The organism is Arthrobacter sp. NPDC056493 (genome assembly GCF_042795115.1).
Lineage (GTDB): Bacteria > Actinomycetota > Actinomycetes > Actinomycetales > Micrococcaceae > Arthrobacter.
On the sequence record NZ_JBHTSL010000024.1, the window covers coordinates 1 to 18844 of the forward strand.

Annotated in this window: 17 protein-coding genes; 7 read left to right on the plus strand and 10 right to left on the minus strand. The window is 67.8% G+C overall.

Annotation, left to right across the window (positions count from 1 at the left end; genetic code table 11):
* Window positions 1-75: 75 nt before the first annotated feature.
* Complete coding sequence (locus tag ACFQ50_RS11645; RefSeq protein ID WP_377995693.1) at window positions 76-981, minus strand: LysR family transcriptional regulator ArgP; 906 nt, start codon at window positions 979-981, stop codon at window positions 76-78.
* Between the two features lie 69 nt (window positions 982-1050).
* Between ACFQ50_RS11645 and ACFQ50_RS11650 the strand changes: the two genes are divergently transcribed.
* A complete protein-coding gene (locus ACFQ50_RS11650) occupies window positions 1051-1656 on the plus strand; it encodes a LysE/ArgO family amino acid transporter (protein WP_377995694.1) in 606 nt (201 codons plus the stop codon).
* On the opposite strand, the gene ACFQ50_RS11655 is transcribed toward ACFQ50_RS11650, so the two are convergent.
* A complete protein-coding gene (locus ACFQ50_RS11655) occupies window positions 1582-3108 on the minus strand; it encodes a PLP-dependent aminotransferase family protein (RefSeq protein WP_377995746.1) in 1527 nt (508 codons plus the stop codon). The genes ACFQ50_RS11650 and ACFQ50_RS11655 overlap by 75 nt on opposite strands.
* A 98-nt stretch (window positions 3109-3206) precedes the next feature.
* Here ACFQ50_RS11655 and ACFQ50_RS11660 point away from each other — a divergent pair, with 98 nt between their 5' ends.
* The 3 genes from ACFQ50_RS11660 (at window position 3207) to ACFQ50_RS11670 (ending at window position 6412) form a co-directional block, all read left to right on the plus strand.
* A complete protein-coding gene (locus ACFQ50_RS11660) occupies window positions 3207-4094 on the plus strand; it encodes a dihydrodipicolinate synthase family protein (protein ID WP_377995695.1) in 888 nt (295 codons plus the stop codon).
* A gap of 11 nt (window positions 4095-4105) precedes the next feature.
* Window positions 4106-5383: an MFS transporter gene (locus ACFQ50_RS11665; RefSeq protein ID WP_377995696.1), complete on the plus strand. Its 1278-nt coding sequence runs from the start codon at window positions 4106-4108 to the stop codon at window positions 5381-5383.
* Between the two features lie 111 nt (window positions 5384-5494).
* Window positions 5495-6412, plus strand: a complete 918-nt coding sequence (locus tag ACFQ50_RS11670; RefSeq protein WP_377995697.1) for a diacylglycerol/lipid kinase family protein — start codon at window positions 5495-5497, stop codon at window positions 6410-6412.
* Window positions 6413-6494: 82 nt separating this feature from the next.
* Here the strand turns inward: ACFQ50_RS11670 and ACFQ50_RS11675 are convergent, their stop codons facing one another.
* The 7 genes from ACFQ50_RS11675 to ACFQ50_RS11705 all read right to left on the minus strand — a co-directional run bounded on the left by ACFQ50_RS11675 (window position 6495) and on the right by ACFQ50_RS11705 (window position 14698).
* Window positions 6495-7250 carry an aspartate/glutamate racemase family protein gene (locus ACFQ50_RS11675; RefSeq protein WP_377995698.1) on the minus strand — a complete coding sequence of 252 codons (756 nt, stop codon included), beginning with the start codon at window positions 7248-7250 and terminating at the stop codon, window positions 6495-6497.
* 9 nt (window positions 7251-7259) lie between these two features.
* Complete coding sequence (locus tag ACFQ50_RS11680; protein WP_377995699.1) at window positions 7260-8681, minus strand: amidohydrolase family protein; 1422 nt, start codon at window positions 8679-8681, stop codon at window positions 7260-7262.
* A gap of 59 nt (window positions 8682-8740) precedes the next feature.
* The gene (locus ACFQ50_RS11685) at window positions 8741-9541 is read right to left on the minus strand and encodes an aspartate/glutamate racemase family protein (RefSeq protein ID WP_377995700.1); all 801 of its coding nucleotides are present in this window, start codon (window positions 9539-9541) and stop codon (window positions 8741-8743) included.
* Window positions 9538-10221 carry a GntR family transcriptional regulator gene (locus ACFQ50_RS11690; RefSeq protein WP_377995701.1) on the minus strand — a complete coding sequence of 228 codons (684 nt, stop codon included), beginning with the start codon at window positions 10219-10221 and terminating at the stop codon, window positions 9538-9540. Before ACFQ50_RS11690 ends, ACFQ50_RS11685 begins: the two co-directional genes overlap by 4 nt.
* A gap of 56 nt (window positions 10222-10277) precedes the next feature.
* Window positions 10278-11813, minus strand: coding sequence for an amidase (locus tag ACFQ50_RS11695; protein ID WP_377995702.1), 1536 nt, complete (start codon window positions 11811-11813; stop codon window positions 10278-10280).
* Window positions 11814-11824: 11 nt separating this feature from the next.
* On the minus strand, window positions 11825-13192 hold the full coding sequence (locus ACFQ50_RS11700) for an MFS transporter (protein ID WP_377995703.1): 1368 nt from the start codon (window positions 13190-13192) through the stop codon (window positions 11825-11827).
* 171 nt (window positions 13193-13363) lie between these two features.
* The gene (locus ACFQ50_RS11705) at window positions 13364-14698 is read right to left on the minus strand and encodes an MFS transporter (RefSeq protein ID WP_377995704.1); all 1335 of its coding nucleotides are present in this window, start codon (window positions 14696-14698) and stop codon (window positions 13364-13366) included.
* Between the two features lie 297 nt (window positions 14699-14995).
* On the opposite strand from ACFQ50_RS11705, the gene ACFQ50_RS11710 reads away from it, so the two are divergent.
* The gene (locus tag ACFQ50_RS11710; protein WP_377995705.1) at window positions 14996-15979 is read left to right on the plus strand and encodes an aldo/keto reductase; all 984 of its coding nucleotides are present in this window, start codon (window positions 14996-14998) and stop codon (window positions 15977-15979) included.
* A gap of 143 nt (window positions 15980-16122) precedes the next feature.
* Window positions 16123-16629 carry an HPP family protein gene (locus tag ACFQ50_RS11715; protein WP_377995706.1) on the plus strand — a complete coding sequence of 169 codons (507 nt, stop codon included), beginning with the start codon at window positions 16123-16125 and terminating at the stop codon, window positions 16627-16629.
* On the opposite strand, the gene ACFQ50_RS11720 is transcribed toward ACFQ50_RS11715, so the two are convergent.
* Window positions 16577-17482, minus strand: coding sequence for an amino acid-binding protein (locus ACFQ50_RS11720; protein WP_377995747.1), 906 nt, complete (start codon window positions 17480-17482; stop codon window positions 16577-16579). The genes ACFQ50_RS11715 and ACFQ50_RS11720 overlap by 53 nt on opposite strands.
* Before the next feature lie 365 nt (window positions 17483-17847).
* Here ACFQ50_RS11720 and ACFQ50_RS11725 point away from each other — a divergent pair, with 365 nt between their 5' ends.
* On the plus strand, window positions 17848-18840 hold the full coding sequence (locus ACFQ50_RS11725; protein ID WP_377995707.1) for a hypothetical protein: 993 nt from the start codon (window positions 17848-17850) through the stop codon (window positions 18838-18840).
* Window positions 18841-18844 lie beyond the last annotated feature (4 nt).

Sequence of the window (18844 nt, forward strand, 5' to 3'; positions counted from 1 at the left end):
CGCCGCTGCTGCGCTTGATGCCCCAACTGGAATACGGGTGGGCCGGGAGCAGCGTGCCGCATAATTTCGCTCCACCTACTTCCGGTGCGGCGGCAGGATCCGGGCGGCGCGGACGACGGCGTCTGTCACCTCCGTGAGGCCCGGTGAGTCCAGCGTCCACACCTGCCAGTAGAGCCGCAGGTCCTCGCTCCATGCCGGGTCGAGCTCCACGAGGGAGTTCGCCGGGTCCTGCTGGTCCGGCACCATGCCCCAGCCAAGGCCGGCGTGGATCGATTCGACGTACTGGACTGAGTCGGGGATGAAGTGCTGCGGGGGAGTGGCGTCCGGTGCGACCCGTGCGAGGACAGCGAGCTGGTGGGTGTCCTTCCGGTCGTACTGCATGACGGGGGCTGCGGCGAGGGCCTCCGGAGTGGGCCCGCCGGGGAACCACCGGGCCACGAACTTGTGCGACGCCTTGGCCCGGTACACCATCGTGCCGAGCGGCTGGATGGTGCATCCCTGTACCGGCCGGGGATCCGCGGTGACCGCACCGACGGCATCGCCGGACCGCAGCAGGTCGGCCGTGGCGTGCTCATCGTCGCGCAACAGCTCGAGGGCCACGCGGCCGCCGAGCGCAATCTCCCGGTAGGCCGGCGGCAGCCACGTCGCGATCGAGTCCGCATTGGCCACAATGGGAACCCGCAGCCGCCCGGCGCCGGGCCGTCCGCCGTCGTCCTCCCCGGTGGTGTCCGGCCCGCGCAGGGCAAGGACCGCCTCGTCGGCGAGGAGCAGGAGCTGGCGTGCCGAACGGAGGAGCTGCTCGCCAGCCGGCGTTGGCCGGACCGGCTTGAGGCGCCGCACCAGCACGCTCCCCACGGAGCGTTCGAGCGCCTTGATGCGCTGGCTTACGGCCGAGGGGGTGAGGCGGAGTTCGCTGGCCGCGGCGTCGAAGGTCTCGTGGTCGACGACGGCGGCAAGCGCCCTGAGCTGATCGAGTTCCATGAAGATATTCTAATGAAACTGCAAAAAAAGTGAATTGCATTTCAGATTTGACGGTCGTACCTTCGAAGAATGCTTCCCTTTCTGACCGGGCTCGGAGCCGGCCTCAGCCTCATCGTCGCCATTGGAGCCCAGAACGCGTTTGTCCTGCGGCAGGGACTCAAACGTGAGGCTGTCCTTCCGGTGGTCCTGGTCTGCCTCGCCAGTGACGCGCTGCTGATTCTGGCCGGCGTCGCGGGGATCGGCGCACTCATCCAGGGTGCGCCGGTGCTCCTCGCCGTGGTGCGCTGGTTCGGTGTCGCGTTCCTTCTCGCGTACGGGGTTTTCGCCGCGCGGCGGGCCTTGCGGCCCGGGGCGCTCAAGGCAGCGGATTCCAACGTCAGGGGAACCGCCTGGTCGGCCGTGCTCACCGCCGCAGCCATCACGTGGCTCAACCCCCACGTGTACCTCGACACGCTGGTGCTGCTGGGCTCGCTGGCCAACTCTCACGGTGATTCGGGCAAGTGGCTGTTCGGAGCGGGGGCCGCCGCCGGCAGCGCCCTCTGGTTTCCCCTGATCGGCTACGGTGCGCGCGGGCTCAGCGGCTTCTTTGCGCGTCCGGCGTCATGGCGCATCCTCGACGGCGGTGTGGCCCTGCTCATGCTCACGCTGGCCGCCGTCCTCGCGACCGGACACTGACGCGGCACACTGACGGCGATGTCGCTGCCAGTTCGAGGCCGCGGTGCTACGCCGGGCCACCGGCCGTTGGTCGAGGATGCCGGCGATGATGTCCAGCGCGCGGGCAAGCTCCAGATCAGTCGGCGCGCCGTACCCGATGACCAGGCCATTTTCCGGTGCCCGTTCTGCGAAGTAGCTTGCCAGCGTCACCACCCTGACTCCCAGTGCGAGTGCTTCCTGGGCCACGTGCCCGGCGGGAACGCCCGGCTGAAGCCGGATGACAGCGTGGAGGCCGCCGTCCAGGGCCGCCAACTGAAGGTCTGCCCGCCCTCCGAGCCTGTCGAGCAGCAGCTCACGGCGGTGGGCGTACTGGCGCCGTGCCCGGGCGATGTGCCGTGCGAGGCCGCCGCCGGCGATGTAGTTGGCCAGGGCCGACTGCATGACCCCGGGAACGGGTGTGCCGAGGTTCGTCCGTGCGTTCTTGAGGCGCTGCCCGGAGGTGCCGCGAACCACCAGATATCCGCACCGCAGCCACGGGCTCAGTGACTTGGAGAAGGTGCCCACCAGGACGACTTCGGCCGCGGAGGGCAGCGACGCCAGTGCGGGCAGGGGCATCCTGCGGTGCCGGAACTCGCTGTCGTAGTCGTCCTCGAGGATGACCACCCCATTGGCTTCGGCCCAGGCGAGCAGGGCCAGCCGTTCCTTCACCGGCATCCGGCCGCCCAGGGGGTACTGGTGGCTGGGTGTTACCAGGACGGCGTCAGGGCGGGGAGCCAGGGCCGCAAGCTGTGCCGCTTCCGGCCCGTCGTCGGCAACCGGAAGGGTCTGCACCGCGGCTCCGGCTGCGGACAGCACGCGCCTGGCCGTGGGATAGCCGGGGTCCTCCATCAGCACCCGGAGGGCCGATTGGCCGCGGAGCGCCGCGACGACCAGCTGCAGGGCGTCACTGGTGCCCGCTGTGATGACGACGTCGTCAGCACTCACCGTTAGTCCACGGGACGCGGCGAGGTGATCGGCAACGGCAGCGCGAAGGGCCGGCGTGCCCAGGGCGGCCGGAAGCTCAACCTCCACCGGCTCGGCAACGGCCTTCCGCCAGGCGGCCCGCCAGTCGCGGTCACGGAACGGGGCGCCGGACGGGCGTCCGGGCGTGAGGTCAATCGTTGCGGTTTGCTCCCTGCCGGATGCCGCCTGGGTGCCTGCCGACGCCATGCCCCGGCCGTCGGAGCGGACCGCCACGCGGGTGCCGCCCGAGCCCCGGCTTTCCAAATATCCTTCACCCGCGAGCTGCTCATAGGCGCGGACCACCACTCCGCGGGAGACTCCCAGCTCGGCGGCGAGGCGCCGCGACGCGGGGAGCGTATGCTCCGGCCTCAGGGTTCCGTCCAGGATGGCTGCCCGCAGCCGGCCGACCAGCTGGGCGGCAAGCGGAATGCGGCTCCGGTGGTCCAGTACCAGTGGCAGTTCGGCTTCGATCTTGGTCCTCCTGAATCGTGGATTCTTGGATCTATGCTAGGACCAATCCGGCTGTGAGCATGAAGGGAGAAGCCACTGGACTGAGAGAGGACGCCGTCGTGTTTAACGGCCTTTGTGCATTTCCCCTGACTCCGCTCGCCGGGGACAACGTCGACGAAGCCGCACTGGTTCGGCTGGTCGGGCGGTGCGTCGATGCCGGCGCCGACTCGGTTGGCGTGCTTGGTTCGACCGGCATCTACACCTATCTGCTGCGCGAGGAACGCCGCAAGGCGGTGAAGGCCACCGTCGAAACTGCCGGGGGGACCCCCGTGGTGGCGGGTGTCGGCGCGATGCGCACCCGCGACGTGCTGGCGTGCGTCGAGGATGCCCACGCTGCGGGAGCATCCGGCCTGCTGCTGGCGCCGGTGTCGTATCAGCGGCTGACCGACGAAGAGGTCTATGGACTCTACCTCGACGTCTCGTCGGCATCCGACCTGCCGATCGCCGTCTACGATAACCCGGCCACCACGGGATTCACCTTCTCCGATGAGCTCCATGGCCGCATCGCCGAACTTCCGGGCATTGCATCGATCAAGTTCCCGCCCCCGGCGCCGGGCCAGGCCGCCGACCGCATCGCCCGGTTCCGGGCGGCAGTTCCCGGGCGTGTTTCCCTGGGCATCAGCGGCGACTGGGCCGCGGCAGAGGCCCTGCTCGCCGGCTGCGACGTTTGGTATTCGGTCGTCGCCGGTCTGTTTCCCAAGACCGCGCGGATGATGGTTGATCTGGCCAGGACCGGCCAGGGCGACCTGGCGCTGAAAGCATCTGCCGCGCTGGAGCCCGTGTGGGTGCTCTTCCGTGCGTACGGGAGTCTGCGGGTCGCTGCCACCATGGCCGAAGTGCTGGGCTTCGTGGAGGCGCCGTGCCTGCCCCGCCCGCTGAAAAGCCTTGACGGTGAAGGCCGCACGAGGGTCGAGGAAGCCCTGCGGCTCAGCGGCCTTGGCGCCTGAGCAGGTGCGGCATGGGTAACCTGAACCGAGGTACGGCGGAGCAAAAAGGACGGGCTGAGCAAAAGGCACAGATGGAGCAGGGCCCGCAGCCAATACCGGCGCCGGGCCCGGCCCGGACCGGCGGCGGATTGGCCCGCTACGTGGCGGCCGCGACGCTTGCCCGCACCGCAGACGGCGGAGCCGTTGTGGCGATCGTCCTCATGGTCACCACCAGCGGGGCGCCGGGCTGGCTTGCCGGCCTGCTCGGCGCCTGCATCACGGCCCCGCACCTGCTGGGGCCGCTGGTGGCGCGGAGCTTGGACTCCTGCCGTGACGGCCGTGTACTGATCGCGTGGGCCTGCATGGTCCATGGCGCCACCCTGGCGGCCGCCGTCCTGCTGTACCCGGTGGCATGGCCGGTCACCGGCATTCTGCTGGTGGTTTCGGGGCTCGTTGGCCCGCTGCTGACCGGCGGCATCAGCAGCCGACTTCCCGCGATCGCCGGCCCGGGCCAGGTCAGCCAGCGCCGTGCCCAGGGCTGGGATGTGGCAACCTACGGAATCGGCGGAACCATCGGCCCCAGCGTCGTGGCTGCCGTCTCGGCCTGGGCGGGACCCACAGCAGCCGCGCTGATTCTGGCGGCGGCCACATTCGTGGCTGCCGCCGTCGTTCGATTGCTGCCCTACGTTCCTCCCGCAGCAGTGGCAGCGGAGGTTCCGCGGCCGGTCCAGACCCTGCGGCTGATGGCCGTCACAGGCCGCCTGCGGCGGATGCTGTACCTGACCGCGACGGTGGCGTTCTCTGTTGCGGCCCTCCCCATCGCGGCCGTCGCCTCCACCGCCATGTTCCACGTGCAACCGGCTGCCGCCGGCGTGCTGACGGCCGCGTACGGGTTGGGCGGCCTGGCCGGATCGGCCGGAGTGATGTGCCGTCCGCTGCGTGGCGACGCGGACCGGCTGGTCACCCGGCTTGCGGGAGCGGTTGCGGCGGCGCTAGCGGTCGCCGCGTTGTCCGGGTCCTTTGTGCCTGCCGCCGCCGCGTACGCAGCCGCTGGGGTGATGAACTCGTACTTCTTCGCGGCGACCCTCGCCGCCCGCAGCGAATTTGCCCCGCCGCAGGTCCGCGGGCAGGTGTTTGTTTGGGTCGGTGCCCTCAAAATTGCCGCCGGGTCCGCCGGAACAGCCGCCGCCGGCGTCGTCATAACAGGGGAGCCGCAGCTTCCGCTGTTCCTTGTCGCCGCACTCATCGTGGCCGTTGCCGGGGTATCCGTCCTGGACCGCCGCAATGCCGGTGGGCCGGACCCGGGGTGATGGCGGCCGGCCGCGGGTCGATCAGCTGTGGTTCGTGCCCATATCCCGGGTTCGCCGTTACGATTTGAGTTCCGGGGCTTTCGGGCCCGCCCGCAGCAGCTGAAGGACACCATGACAGCCCAGAATGCATCCTCGCCGCCACGGGCCGCCGTGGTGGTCAACCCCGCCAAGGCTGATGGCGCCGGCCTCCGCGCCTCGCTGATCCGGCTGTGCGACACGCAGGGCTGGGCCGAGCCGCTCTGGCTGGAAACCACGGTTGAAGACCCGGGCGTGGGTCAGGCCCGCGAGGCACTGGAGGCGGGGGTCGACGTCGTTATTGCCGCCGGCGGCGACGGTACGGTGCGGTGCGTGGCTGAGGCGCTGGCCGGTACCGGAACGCCGATGGGCATGGTCCCGCTCGGGACCGGCAACCTGCTGGCCCGCAACATGGGCGTGGACATCACGGATCCCGTTTCCGCAGCGCATGACGTCCTGAACGGCACCGACCGCACAGTCGACGTCGCCAGGTCCAGCTTTGACGGGTCCGACGACGAGAACGTCTTCCTGGTGATGGCCGGCGTGGGCTATGACGCCGCGATCATGGCGGACACCGTGGACGCGCTGAAGGACCGCGTGGGCTGGCTCGCCTATGTGGAAGCGGGCATCCGCAAGCTGCCGGGCAAGCCGGTCAGGGCCACCATCCAGGTGGACGACAAGCACCCGGTCAAGCGGCGGATCCGCAGTGTCATGGCAGGGAACTGCGGCCGCATCATGGGCGGGATCGAAATTTTCCCCGAAGCGAAGATCGACGACGGCATCCTGGACCTGCTGATCCTGGCGCCCCGCGGGCATTTCGGCTGGCTGGGCGTCGCGGCAGGCATTTTCGGCCGCAGGAAGAACCGGAAGGAATCCGCGGAGTACTTTCAGGGCAAGAAAATCGAGATCACCCTGGACCACGAGGAGGAGTTCCAGCTCGACGGTGACCACGTGGGCGCCGTCAGGCAGCTGTCCATCTGGGTGGAGCCCGGGGCGCTCAAAGTCCGGATGTAGACCCGATCCGGTAGTAGATCTTCCGGACGTAGAGCGCCCCGGGCTTGGGAGTGCCCGGACCTGACCTAAATGGACAGGCGCGTCAGTCCCCGAGGAGCCTGCCCCACCTTGGTGCGAGCAAGGGGGAGCCGGCGAGCTTCAGGCAGTGCCACAGCGTCACGGCCACCGAGTCCAGCACCGGGACGCCGGTGCCCGCCTCGATTTCGGCGGCGATGTTGGCGCCGTACAGGTTGGTGCAGAGGTAGATCAGCGCATCCGGAGCGTCGGCCGCGAGTTCCAGGGAACCGGGACGCATTTCATCATCGGTGACCCGGCCGAAGGACTCGTTGTCGCTCAGGCCCAGGCAGCGGTGGCTGACGGTTTTGATGCCGTCCCGCTCGTAGGACTTGATGATGGCCTCGTTGACGTCCTCGGTGTACGGCGTGAACAGCCCGATCCGTTCGGTGCCGAAGGACCGGAACGCCTCGAGGTACGCGAGCGTGGACGTCGTGGCAGGGATGCCGGTGGCGTCCGTGATTTCAAGGACGAGGTCGCGGTCGTGCGTGGACCCCAGCCACGATCCCGAGGTGCCGTTCCACGCGATCACGTCCACGTCCGCCGTCGCCAGCAGCCTGGCTGCCTCGCGCATGACGGCGGGGTCGAACTGCCGGTCCGATGAATCGTCCAGCGCGATCCGGGTTACCGGTATCCGGGTGAAATGGATCGTGACGTCGGTGCGGTCGCCCAGGATGCGGTAGCTCTGCGGTTCCAGGCACGTGTTCGACGACGGCACGATCATGCCGATCCGGGTGGGCCGGACAGGTGAAGCCGGGCGGTGGGGTGAAGTGTGGCGGTTCAACGGGTGCTCCTAGAGGGTCGCGGCGGACAGGTCGGCAGCGGCGGCAAGGTGTTCCCGGAATCCGTTCCGGGCCACGAAGCGGCCCACGGCGCCCGGATCGTGGAAGCCCTCCCGGTCCAGCACCACGCGGCCTGCGGAAACCACGACGGCGGGCCAGCCGGCCAGAGTGCGGCCGTCGAAGGGTGAGAAATCAGTTCCCATGTGCAGCGAGCCGCCGTCCACGGTGCGCTGTTCAGCGGGATCGAAGAGCACCAGGTCGGCGTCGAATCCCTCGGCCACGGTGCCCTTGCCGGGGAGGGCGTTGATGCGCGCCGGTCCGGAGGAGAACACCTCCACGAAGTCCTCCACGCTGCTGCCGGATTCAGCCATCGCCGTGAACGTCACGGGCATGCGCGTCTCCACGCCCGGGAGGCCGTGCGGCATGGCGCGGACGTCGTCGGTGCGTTCCCGCTTCTGGGTCAGGTCGTAGCAGGAGTGGTCCGAGGACACGGTGTGGATGGCGCCGCCGGCCAGCCGCTCCTTCAGCGCCGCCACGGTTTCCGGGCTGCGCATTGGCGGGCAACAGGCGTACCACTCCGGGAAGGCCGAGCTGTAAACGGTGTCATCGAGCGTGAGATAGTGCGGGCACGTCTCCGAGTAGGCTTCCTGGCCGCGCTCCCGGGCCTCGGTAACCAGGTCGACCGCCCCTGGCGTGGACTGGTGGACGAAGTACACGGGTGCCTTGGTGTATTCGGCCATGGCCAGGGTTTCCTTCACCGAGATTTCCTCGGCAAGCTCAGGGCGCGTGCGGTGCAGGTGCTCGATGCCGATCCGCCCGTCGTCGGCGTGCTGCTGTGTGCAGTTCGCGATGATCGGATCGTGCTCGGCGTGGATGTAGGTGAGCCCGTCCAGCCGGACCATTTCGCGCATCACCCTCAGAATGGTGTCCCCGTCCGCCATGGTGCTGCCGCGGTTGGTGGTGTACATCTTCACGGAGCGGACGCCCTCGGCGGCGAGCTGTTCGAGCTGCCACGGCACTGTCTCGTCCCAGCTGACCACGGACCCGTGCAGGGCCACGTCGCAGCGGGACTCCTGCGCCAGTTCCTTCTTGTTGAGCACGGCTGCCAGCGGGGTTTCGCGGGCGTCACGGGGGATGCCGAAGTCGATGATGGTGGTGGTGCCGCCCCACAGGGCGGCGGTCGAGGTGGTCCGGTAATCGTCCAGGGTGCGGAACCGGCCGGTCACCTGGGCCACGTGGCAGTGCCCGTCCACGCCGCCGGGGATCACCAGCTGGCCGGTGGCGTCGACGGTGCGGAGTGCGTCGGGTGCGGGTTCTGTGGCGTCGACGAGCTGGCTGATCTTGCCGTCGACCACCACGACGTGGGCATGCCGGCGGCCAAAACTGTTGACCACGGTGCCGTTGGCAATGACGAGTTCGGGGATGCGGGACATCGTTGTCCTCCTGACTGGGGAGCTGACGGGTTTGCTGGGGCTGGTTGGGTGCGCCGGGGCTAGCTGGGTGCCACGGCGTTCGACGCCGTCTGGGCGGCGGTCAGGGCGGCGTCGAGATTTTCGGACAGGCCCTTGCGGGCCTTGACCGGCGGCGGGGCGAACGCTCCGGCCCGGTGCATGCCGGACTGAAGCTCCACAATGGCCTCCGCCATGCGGATGCCGGCGGAAATGCCGTCCACCACGGGGACCGGGATCTGGCCGCGAAGTTCGCGGGCCAGCCCTGCGAGGGGCGCGCCGGCGAGGATGACGACGTCGGCCCCGTCCTCGGTGACGGCCTGCCGGCTCAGTGCCAGGAGGGTCTCCTTGAAGTCGTGCTGCACCGAGCCGATGCCGTTCAGGCTTTCGTTGATGGAGCGGATGGATGCCAGCCGTCCGCCGAGACCAAAGCGTTCCACACAGTCCCGGTACCACGGCCGGATCCGGTCGGAGATGGCGATGATGGAGAAACGGTGCCCCTGTAGCGCCGCGGCGCAGAGGGCGGCCTCGGTGATGCCGATGACCGGCACGTCGGTGAGCTCCTTCAGGGCCGGCATGCCCGGATCCCCGAAGGCCGCCACCACGACGCCGTCGATCTTTGGGGAGGCAGGGTCCTCACCGGTGCCGGTGGTGTGTTCGGCGATGATCTCAGCCACGGCGCCGGCGGCGATCAGGGACTCAAAGCGGGTTTCGATGTATTCCACGCCGTGCCCGGCGGTGCAGACCACCAGCTCGGTGTCCGGCGAGGCGGAGCGCAGGGCCTCCGATTCGATCAGCGCGGTGACGTCGTCGCTTATGTTGGGGTTGATGACAAGAAGTTTCATTTTTTCTTCCGGTGCAGAGCGGGTTCGGTTTTCTGGAATTCGTCGGGGAACTGTTCGCGGTATTTGCCGATGTGCGACGCCGACTGGGCCGCGGCACGGTCGGGATCACCGCTGGCGATGGCCTCGTAGAGGTCCCGGTGTTCCTGGATCAGTTCCGGCAGGTCGCTGACGTGGCGGAAAAGCCAGTGCATGCGCCCCTGCAGGGGTTCCAATGCGGATTTGAGGAAGCCGTTGTCCGCGATTCGTGTGATGGCGTCGTGGAATTCGCTGTTGGCGCGGTGGGCCTCCATGACGGCGCCCTTGCCGAGGCACCGTTCGGCCTCGTCCAGCAGTCCGTCAAGGTAGACAAGGTCCTCCGGTGTTGCCCGGACGGCGGCAAGGCGGCAGGCGAGTACTTCGAGCGACTGACGGACGTCGAAGAGATCCTCCACGTCCTTGGGGCTGAGCGAGCTGACCTCAGCGCCCCGTGCGCCCCGGTCGCTGAGCAGCCCTTCCTGGCGCAGCATCCGCAGCGCCTCGCGCACAGGAAGCCGGGAGACATTGAACTCGGCCGCCAGGTCGCGCTCCACGAGCCGGGTGCCGGGAGCGTAATGCCCTTCGAAGATCCTGGTGCGGAGCGCGTCCCGGACAGTCTCGCGGAGGGGGCGTTCCTTGTTCTGGGTTTCTTCTGCGGCAAGCATGATGCTCCATTCGTGTTTTTCTGTGACTCTATGTCCTCGTCGGCATCCATCTCTGCTCAGGCCGACGATTCTGACAAAGACCTGAATCGCGGAGGGCTGAAACGGCCAAACTCCCGTTCAAGGGCCGCCGCGACCGCGAGCACTTCGCGGTCGCGGTAGGGCCGGCCAACCACCTGCACGCCGACCGGGAGGCCTTCGCTGGAAAGGCCGCACGGCACAACCGCCACCGGGAAACCAAGGATGCTGATGGCCCGGCAGCAGGATCCCAGCTCCGTCCAGGGAATGTCCTTGCCACTGATGTTGAAGGTTGCGGTCCGGGGATCCGCCGCCGGCACACTCGCCACGGGCAACAGCAGGATGTTGTGCTGTTCCATGAACCCGAGCACCTGTGCGCGGATCGCATCCCGCTCCGCGGCGGCCTTGCGGTAGTCCGCCACAGTGCTGGGGGCGGCGCCCAGCAACGAGCTGCGGAGGTTGCTGCCAAGCCCGTCCTCACGCCCGCTGGCAAGCTCCAACACTTCGGGCATGCCCTCTGCCGTGCGCAAGGCCACGAAGGCTGCCGCCGCCTGTTCGATGCCGGGCGGCCTGCCGCGCGTCGTTGGAACACCAAGAGCCTGCAGGGCTTCCGCAGCACTCTGGACGGCGGCCACTAGATCGTCGCGGACGGGATGAGTGCCCTCGTCCTCGAACCAGGCACAGTTGATCCCGGCCAGGGAATCAACCGGACCGCCCAGCGGTACCGGAACGGTGGAAGGATCCACGCCGTCCGTCCCCGCGAGAACGCCGAGCAGCAGGCCCAGATCGTCCACGCTCCGGGCCAGCCAGGCCACTGTACCCAGCCGGTGCAGCGCAGACATTGAGTTGGGCGCAGGGAGGCTTGCTCCGGCCGCCGCCGGCGGTACGTACGGGAGGAGCCCTGTTTCGGGCACCAGTCCGACGGTGGGCCGCAGGCTGGTCAGGCCCGTGCAGTGGGCCGGCCAGCGGATGGACCCGCCAAAGTCGGTGCCGAGCCCGAAAGCGCTCATGCCGGAAGCCACGGCGGCGCTGTCGCCGCCGGTGGAACCGCCGGACGTCAGGCGCGTGTCCCAGGGATTCCAGGTGTCGCCGAAGAGCGGGTTGCGGGTATGTGTCTCGACAGCGAACTCCGAACAGTTCGTCTTGCCCAGCAACACCGCTCCCGCCTCCTGAAGGCGGCGGACCGCCGTCGCGGACTCTGCCGGAACGTAATCCGACAGAAGGGGGCTTCCCGCCGTGGTGCGCAGCCCTTTCGTGGCCAGGGTGTCCTTCACCGTGAACGGCACACCGTGCAAGGGACCCAAAGACCTGCCGGCGGCGGCAGCCCGGTCCGCGGCCGCCGCTTCCTCAGTTGCCAGCGGGTTCAGGGTGACGATGGCGTTCAGACGGGGGTTCTCCCGGGCGATCCGGTCGAGGTGCAGTGCCAGGCACTCCGTCGCCGTGAGGCGGCCTTCCCGCATGGCGTTCGCCCATTCCGTCACGGAACGCCGGGTCAGCTGCTCCGTGTTCAAGGCGGCCGTGTCGATGGACGCCTTATCCACGGAGGCTTGCGTTGGAGGCAGGGCGGTGTTGTTCATGTCCGTGATCCCTATCGTGTGGTGCTGGCCGTCTTGCCGGCCTCGTTCATGGTGATCTTGGACGTTTCCTTGGCGACGTAGACGCAGAACACCATGAGCAGCAGCGCGGCGGACAGGTAACCGGCCACGGCGAATCCGGAGCTGGTCAGGACGATCAGCTGGATAGCGATCAGCGGGGCAAAACCGCCACCGAAGACGCCGGCGAGCTGGAAACCTACTGCGGAGCCGGTGTAACGGACCTTGGTTGCGAACAGTTCGGGGATGAATGAGGCAACGGGGGCGTACATGGCCGCGACGATCACGAGGCCGATGGCCGGGGCGATAAGCACCAGGATCGGGTCCTTGGAGTTGAGCATCGCGATGAATACGAAGCTGTAGATGATGCCCGCGACCGCACCGCCGATCATGACCGGCCTGCGGCCAATACGGTCCGAGAGTGCCCCGAACAGCGGGATGCTGATCATCTGTGCAACAGCCGAAACAGTCGAAGCGGCCAGGGCCAGGCTCTTGGGCAAGCCCAGGTGTTCGGTTCCGTAGACGAGGACGAACAGGGCGAAGATGTAGAACGCAATGTCGCTGCCGATGCGGGCGCCGACCGCAAGGGCCAGCTGCTTTTTGTAGTGCTTGAAGACGTACAGGAGTGGAGCCTTGACTTCTTCCTGCTTCTTCTCGGCGGCCTTCTTTTCCGTTTCCTCGAAGACGGGCGATTCAGCGAGCTTCATTCGGATGTAGAGGCCGATGGCGACCAGCGCGAAGCTGATCAGGAAGGGGATCCGCCAGCCCCAGGCGAGGAAGGCTTCCTTGGAGAGGGCCGACGTCATGAGCGTGAAGATGCCGGTGGCCAGAAGCAGGCCGGTGGGAGCAGCGGTTTGGACGAGGCTGCCGAAGAGACCGCGCCGGCCGCTCTTGTCTGATTCGGTCACCATGAGAGCGGCGCCGCCCCATTCGCCGCCGATGCCGATGCCTTGCAGGAAGCGCAGGCTGACCAGAAGGACCGGAGCCCAGACGCCAATGTTTTCGTAGGTGGGCAGGAGCCCAACGGCGGCACTGGCCAGGCCCATCAGAAGCAGTGTGGTGACAAGGACGTTTTTGCGGCCGATTTTGTCGCCGAAGTGTCCGAAGATCGCGGCGCCCAGCGGACGCACAAGGTAGCCCACAGCATAGGTGGCCAGGGCCAGCAGGAGGCCCGCTGCCGGCTCTGAACCCGGAAAGAAGAGGAGGGGGAAGACGATGGAAGCCGCTGTGCTGTAGGCAAAGAAGTCGTAGTACTCAAGCGTGGTGCCGACGAAGCTCGCGGCGACGACTCTCTTCATTGAGTTCCCGCCGCCCTTCTGCTTGACGTCGGACAGGGAACCTCGGGTTTGGGAGTTGATCGACATGTGGCCCTCCTGGGCGATGCGATGGGGGTACAGGACCGGGTTTGGGTGAGGTGAGGAAGTCTGTCCTCGGAATGCCGGTTTGGGATCCCAAATCTCACGGTAAGCCGTGCGTGAGTTGAAGTCAATAGTTTTGGGATCCCAAACGAGGATGGTGTTGAGGGCTGCCCAGCCTTAGACGGGAAGCCGCTTGTTGTAGTTCAGGGTGAGCACGGAGACCCCCATGATGATGGCGGATCCCACGAAGTAGAGCAGCGCCCAGGTGTAGGAGCCGGTGGCGCCGACAATCAGGCCGACGGCGATCGGCGTGACGAAGCCGGAGATGTTGCCGCTGAAGTTCATGGCCCCGCCGAGGACGCCGGCGTTGGTGCGGCCGCCCAGGATGGCCGGGATGCTCCAGAACAGGCCCACCCAGCGGAGGAAGAACATCACCACAGAGAGAAGGATGACGGCGGTGGTCGGGTCCGCGACGACGGTCACCCCGACGAGGCCGCCCACCACCACGACGCTGGAGATGCCCAGCAGCGTGCGCATGACGCGGTTGGCGGAGGCGCCGGACGCCCGCCATTTGTCGGCAATGGTGCCGCCGAGGATCTCGCCGACGAAGCCGGCACCGAAGATCACGAAGGTGGACCAGCCGATGGTCTTCAGGTCGAAGCCCTTGGCCTGGGCCAGGTACAGCGGGCCCCACGTAAGCAGGCCGTAGAACACGCCGTTGAAGCCGAGCCAGCCAAAGCACATGGCCCAGAAGGAGCGGAACTTCAGGTAGGGGAGCAGCGCGCGCTTGCCCTTGCTGCCTTCCTTTATGGCTTCGGCGTCCTCCTCGGCGTGGGAGGCCTCGATGTAGTCGGCCTCGGCGGCGTTGACGCCGCGGTGCTGGCGGGGATTGTCGCGGACGTACCACCAGACTGCCAGGCCCATGAGGACGGTGGCGGCGCCGGCGATGACGAAGGACGTCCGCCAGCTGCCGGTGGAGGCAATGAGCCCGGCGATGAGGATGCCGCCCAGGCCCGCGCCGAGGGGAGCGCCGGCGTCCAGGATGGTGGCACCGCGGCCACGCTCCGACCTGTGCATCCAGATGGCGTTCAGCTTGCCGCCGGCCGGCATCACGCCGGCTTCGGTGACGCCGATGCCCAGCCGGGCGATGAACATGCTGAGGAAGCCGCCGGCCATGCCGGAGGCGGCGGTGGCCGCGCCCCAGCCCACGCATGAAGCGGTCATGACCTTGCGCGGACCGAACTTGTCGATCAGCAGGCCGACCGGGATCTGCATCAGGGCATAGGTCCAGAAGAACGCGGAGAGCAGGAGGCCCACGAGCTCGGGGGGAAGGTTGAATTCCTTCTGGATGATGGGCAGGGCCACGGAGATGGAACCGCGGTCGATGTAGTTGACGGAAACCAGGACGAGCAGCAGCAGGAACAGCTTCCAGCGGACGCTGGTGCGCCGTTGCACGCCGTCCTTGCCGGGCTTGGTGCCGCGGGATACGGGGGATGGGGCCTGGGTTGTCACTGCTTCAGTATCTGGGAGAGACACAGCTTCTCCTTTGCGGGAAGGGTGCGGACAGGGGATGGGGGGATGTAGTGGGGCGGTGCGGCCGCGTTCGGCGGGACTCTTCGGGCCGGCGGTGTTGGGTTTTGCGCCGGCGGAAAGATACCTGCCGTTTGGGATCCCGTTTTGGGATCCCAAATTCAAGGTAAGGAGTGGCGTGGGACACTGTCAAGGGTTTTCGGCAAAGATGGCCGTGGCCCGCGAAAAAACGAATTGTGACCGAGGGCCGGACGGCAAGGCATCGAAAGGAAGTACCGAATGAAAACGGTCCGACTTGGAAACTCCGGCCTGGAAATCAGTGCCGTTGTCCTGGGCATGATGAGCTATGGCGATCCGGGGAAGGGGTCGCACGGGTGGAGCGTGGGGCTCGATGAAGCCAGGCCGTTCGTGCGGCGCGCCTACGAGGCGGGGATCACCACCTTCGATACTGCCAACGTGTATTCGGCCGGGTCGAGCGAGGAGATCACCGGAACCCTGCTCAAGGAGCTGGCGCCCCGGGAAGAGATCCAGATCGCCACCAAGGTCCACGGCCGGATGCGCCAGGCCCGCAACGGGGCAGGCCTCAGCCGCGCCGCGATCCTGCACGAGATCGACGCGTCGCTCACCCGGCTTGGCACCGACTACGTCGACCTCTACCAGATCCACCGCCACGACCCGGTGACCCCGGTCGAGGAGACGATGGAGGCCCTGCACGACGTCGTGAAGGCCGGCAAGGCGCGGTACATCGGGGCGTCAAGCATGTGGGCCTGGCAGTTCGCCCGAATGCAGCACGTGGCGGAGCTGAACGGCTGGACCAGGTTCGTGTCCATGCAGGACCAGTACAACCTCCTCGAACGGGAGGAGGAGCGCGAAATGCACCCCTTCTGCCAGGCAACCGGTGTGGGCGTGATCCCCTGGAGCCCGCTGGCACGCGGCAACCTGGCCCGGCCGTGGGGTGCCGCCGGATCCGGAACGCGGCAGGACACGGACGAGTTCGGCAAGGGCCTGTACAGGCAGGACGAGGATGCGAACAAAGCCATCGTCGGCGCCGTCGCAGCCGTGGCGGACGAACGCGGCGTGCCGATGGCGCAGATCGCCCTGGCCTGGAGCGCCGGCAAGTCCGCCGTTACCGCCCCCATCATCGGGGCGACGAAGGAACGCCATATCGACGACGCCGCTGCCGCCGTCGGGATTGACCTGACCGAATCGGAGATCCGGCGCCTCGAAGCGGGCTACACGCCCCGCAACCCGTCCGGGTTCTGAGGGGTCCGGATTCTGGTCCCAGGGTTATGCCGTGGCGCGGGTAAGTCTGCCGCCGTCTGGGTACGGGTCACTACAACGCCGGATGCAGGGTTTTGACGTACTCAGGAGGATCGGCAATGGCACAGGCTTCTTTGCTGGAGCGAATGAAAAGTCAATGGAACGGGCTCGGGGCCGGTGTGTACGCGGCGGCCCTGGTGATCGTGGTCCTGGGACTCTGCGGCGTGGTCGGTGTTGTCCTCCATCTCCCGTGGCTTTTCCCCAGCCTCGGCCCCACGGTGATGCTGTTCTTCGAATCCCCGGAGCAGGAGGCATCCAGGCCGGTCAACGCCCTCACCGGGCACGGCGTCGGGCTGGTGGCGGGTGCCCTGTGCCTGTACGCGTTCGGGCTGCAGGGCCAGCCTTCGGCGCCGGTGGGCGGGCTGACGCCGCTGCACGTGCTCAGCGGGGCCCTGTCGGTGGCGCTGACCACGCTGGTGCTGACGTGGGTCGGCCTGCCGCATCCGCCGGCCGGAGCGACCACACTGATCATCAGCCTCGGCATCCTCACCACGCCGCCGCAGCTCCTGTCCATAGCGGCGGCCGTGGTGATGACCACGCTCATCGGCTGGGGGCTGAACATGCTGCTGGGGACGCGTCCGGCCCGGAAATGAGCCCGGGTCCCTGCGCCTTCCCGGATCCCTGACCGTCCACATTTGTCTGAGCTTCCCGGTGCGCCAGGATTTCGGCGAGCTCTGCAAGCCGGTGGGCGCGGGCCGATTCGGCCGGCGTGAACGGCTCGCCGGGACGGAAGAAGGTGATGGGTCCGTGCCAGGCGGTGGGGATCTTCAGGACGGTGCCGGCGTCGTTCGTTTGGGCGCGGTCCGTTGGACCGCTGTCCGTTGGGCCGAGGTGGCCGGCTGACTCGCTTCCGGGGTCAAGGATCCGGGCGGACAGCAGTTCCGCCACGGCCAGCGGGAGCTCCCCGGGAGTGGCGGCAATGCGTGCGGCCAGGCTGAGGGCCTTGGTCTGCCCGTCGGCCATGGCCAGGGCGGTGGTGGGCCAGACCTGCGCGCTCCGGCCGCCGCCGTCGGTCAGGGCCTCCAGCAGCTGACGCTCACTGACCTCGCCCGGGGCGGACAGCACGAATTCGTCCATCACCCCGCCCCGGACCGGGTGGACGTGGATGCCCAAAATGTTGGTGTCCAGCAACGCCAGGGACCTGGTGATCCGCTTGAGGGAGCCGGGCTCGTCGCGGAGCACCGTCCTTGCACGCCACAGCGCCGGTGCCGTGCCAAGCCTGCGCCGGTGGCGCAGCGCTGGTGCGTGGAGCCAGCGCCGCAGGATCCGCGCGGCGGACGGCTCGGCCACCCAGATCACCAGGACGGTGGCCGTCAGCGTCAGGACCAGCACCTTGGCCAGATAGGGCAGGTGCGTCTGCACCACCAGCGCGTGCACCAGCAGTTCGATCGGGAGCATGACGGCGACATTGGCCACCGTGAGGCGCGTCTTGGTGGGCTCGGGCATCTGCCCGCAGACCTCGCAGCTCAGTTCGGCAGCGGCGGAATTCGGCTGGTGCGGGTGCGGCCTGTGTCGGGCCGGTGCGTGGCGGATCCGCGGGTGGGCCTTCGGCACGTGGGGCTTCATGGTGCCAGCCTGCCCGGCCCTTGTTACGGCGGGGTTGCCCCCGCGTTCCGATCCCGCGAAACATCCCACGCCGCTGGAGTTTTTGTCCAGATAATGGCCGCTGATGGGGCTTTTGGGGCGAATAGCTGGACAAAAACTCGAGGCTGCTGCACGTCTATGGCCAGCCTCCGGCCCGGTCCCTACACTGAAGGGACCAGCGTGCGGAGCTCCCGTACAACGGCCTGCTCGCACGGAAGAGTCGACTCGTGGAGAGCACCGTCATGCCCATCAGCATCAGTTCAGGTCATACACGCCGCCGTGCCGCCGTAGGGTTCCTCGCCCTCGCCGCGCTCCTGGTCCCCGCACCCGTCGCCTCGGCCGGAGAGGCCAGGGCAGTGCAGTCCCGTTCGGGGGATGTCGCCCCGGTCATCCTGCTGGACGGGGCCAAGGGTGCCGAAGGCATCGCCGCCGCCGGCAGCACCAAATTCTTCGCGGGCGACCTCGTCACCGGGGACATCTACCGCGGCGACATCCGCAAGGACAAGGCCACCAAGTTCATCGATGCGCCCGACGGCAGGGTGGCCGTGGGCATGAAGGCGGACCGGCACAATGATCTGTTGTTCGTCGCAGGCGGCCCCACCGGCCAGGCCTACGTGTACGACACCGACACGGGCAAGACGGTCAAGACCTACCAGCTGACCAAGAAGGAAGCCTTCATCAACGACGTGGCGCTCACCGACCACGGCGCGTGGTTTACCAACTCGCGGCAGGCTGAGCTGTACTTCATTCCGGTGGACGACGACGGCGACCTCGGCAGCGTCCGCACGCTGGCCCTTAAGGGTCCTGCGGCGGACACCAGCAAACAGTTCAACCTCAACGGCATCGCCTACTCACGTGACGCCCGCCGTTTGGTGGTCGCCCACTCAGGCAACGCGGCGCTCTACACGGTCAGCCCGCGGACCGGTAACAGCACCGAGATCACCGGCGTGCAGGTCCCCAACGTCGACGGCGTCCTGGTCAAGGACGACACCGTCTGGGCCGTGCAGAACATGTCCAACCAGATCAGCCGTCTCCGGGTGAACTTCCACGAGTCGACTGCGAAGCTGCGGGAAGTCATCACCAGCCCGGACTTCAACATCCCGACGACGGCCGCCCTCTTCGATGACACCCTCGCCGCCGTCAACGCCAAGTTTGGCGTGCCGAACGCCAAGACCTTCGAAGTGGTCACCGTGGACGCACGCACCAACGCCACCAAGTAGGAAG

Coding starts and splice junctions, on each gene's coding strand:
- ACFQ50_RS11690 (WP_377995701.1), bottom strand. CDS start 10,221: ATGCTTGCCGCAGAAGAAACCCAGAACAAGGAACGCCCCCTCCGCGAG.
- ACFQ50_RS11715 (WP_377995706.1), top strand. CDS start 16,123: ATGAAAAGTCAATGGAACGGGCTCGGGGCCGGTGTGTACGCGGCGGCC.
- ACFQ50_RS11720 (WP_377995747.1), bottom strand. CDS start 17,482: ATGCCCGAGCCCACCAAGACGCGCCTCACGGTGGCCAATGTCGCCGTC.
- ACFQ50_RS11650 (WP_377995694.1), top strand. CDS start 1,051: ATGCTTCCCTTTCTGACCGGGCTCGGAGCCGGCCTCAGCCTCATCGTC.
- ACFQ50_RS11665 (WP_377995696.1), top strand. CDS start 4,106: ATGGGTAACCTGAACCGAGGTACGGCGGAGCAAAAAGGACGGGCTGAG.
- ACFQ50_RS11645 (WP_377995693.1), bottom strand. CDS start 981: ATGGAACTCGATCAGCTCAGGGCGCTTGCCGCCGTCGTCGACCACGAG.
- ACFQ50_RS11670 (WP_377995697.1), top strand. CDS start 5,495: ATGACAGCCCAGAATGCATCCTCGCCGCCACGGGCCGCCGTGGTGGTC.
- ACFQ50_RS11710 (WP_377995705.1), top strand. CDS start 14,996: ATGAAAACGGTCCGACTTGGAAACTCCGGCCTGGAAATCAGTGCCGTT.
- ACFQ50_RS11680 (WP_377995699.1), bottom strand. CDS start 8,681: ATGTCCCGCATCCCCGAACTCGTCATTGCCAACGGCACCGTGGTCAAC.
- ACFQ50_RS11695 (WP_377995702.1), bottom strand. CDS start 11,813: ATGAACAACACCGCCCTGCCTCCAACGCAAGCCTCCGTGGATAAGGCG.
- ACFQ50_RS11685 (WP_377995700.1), bottom strand. CDS start 9,541: ATGAAACTTCTTGTCATCAACCCCAACATAAGCGACGACGTCACCGCG.
- ACFQ50_RS11700 (WP_377995703.1), bottom strand. CDS start 13,192: ATGTCGATCAACTCCCAAACCCGAGGTTCCCTGTCCGACGTCAAGCAG.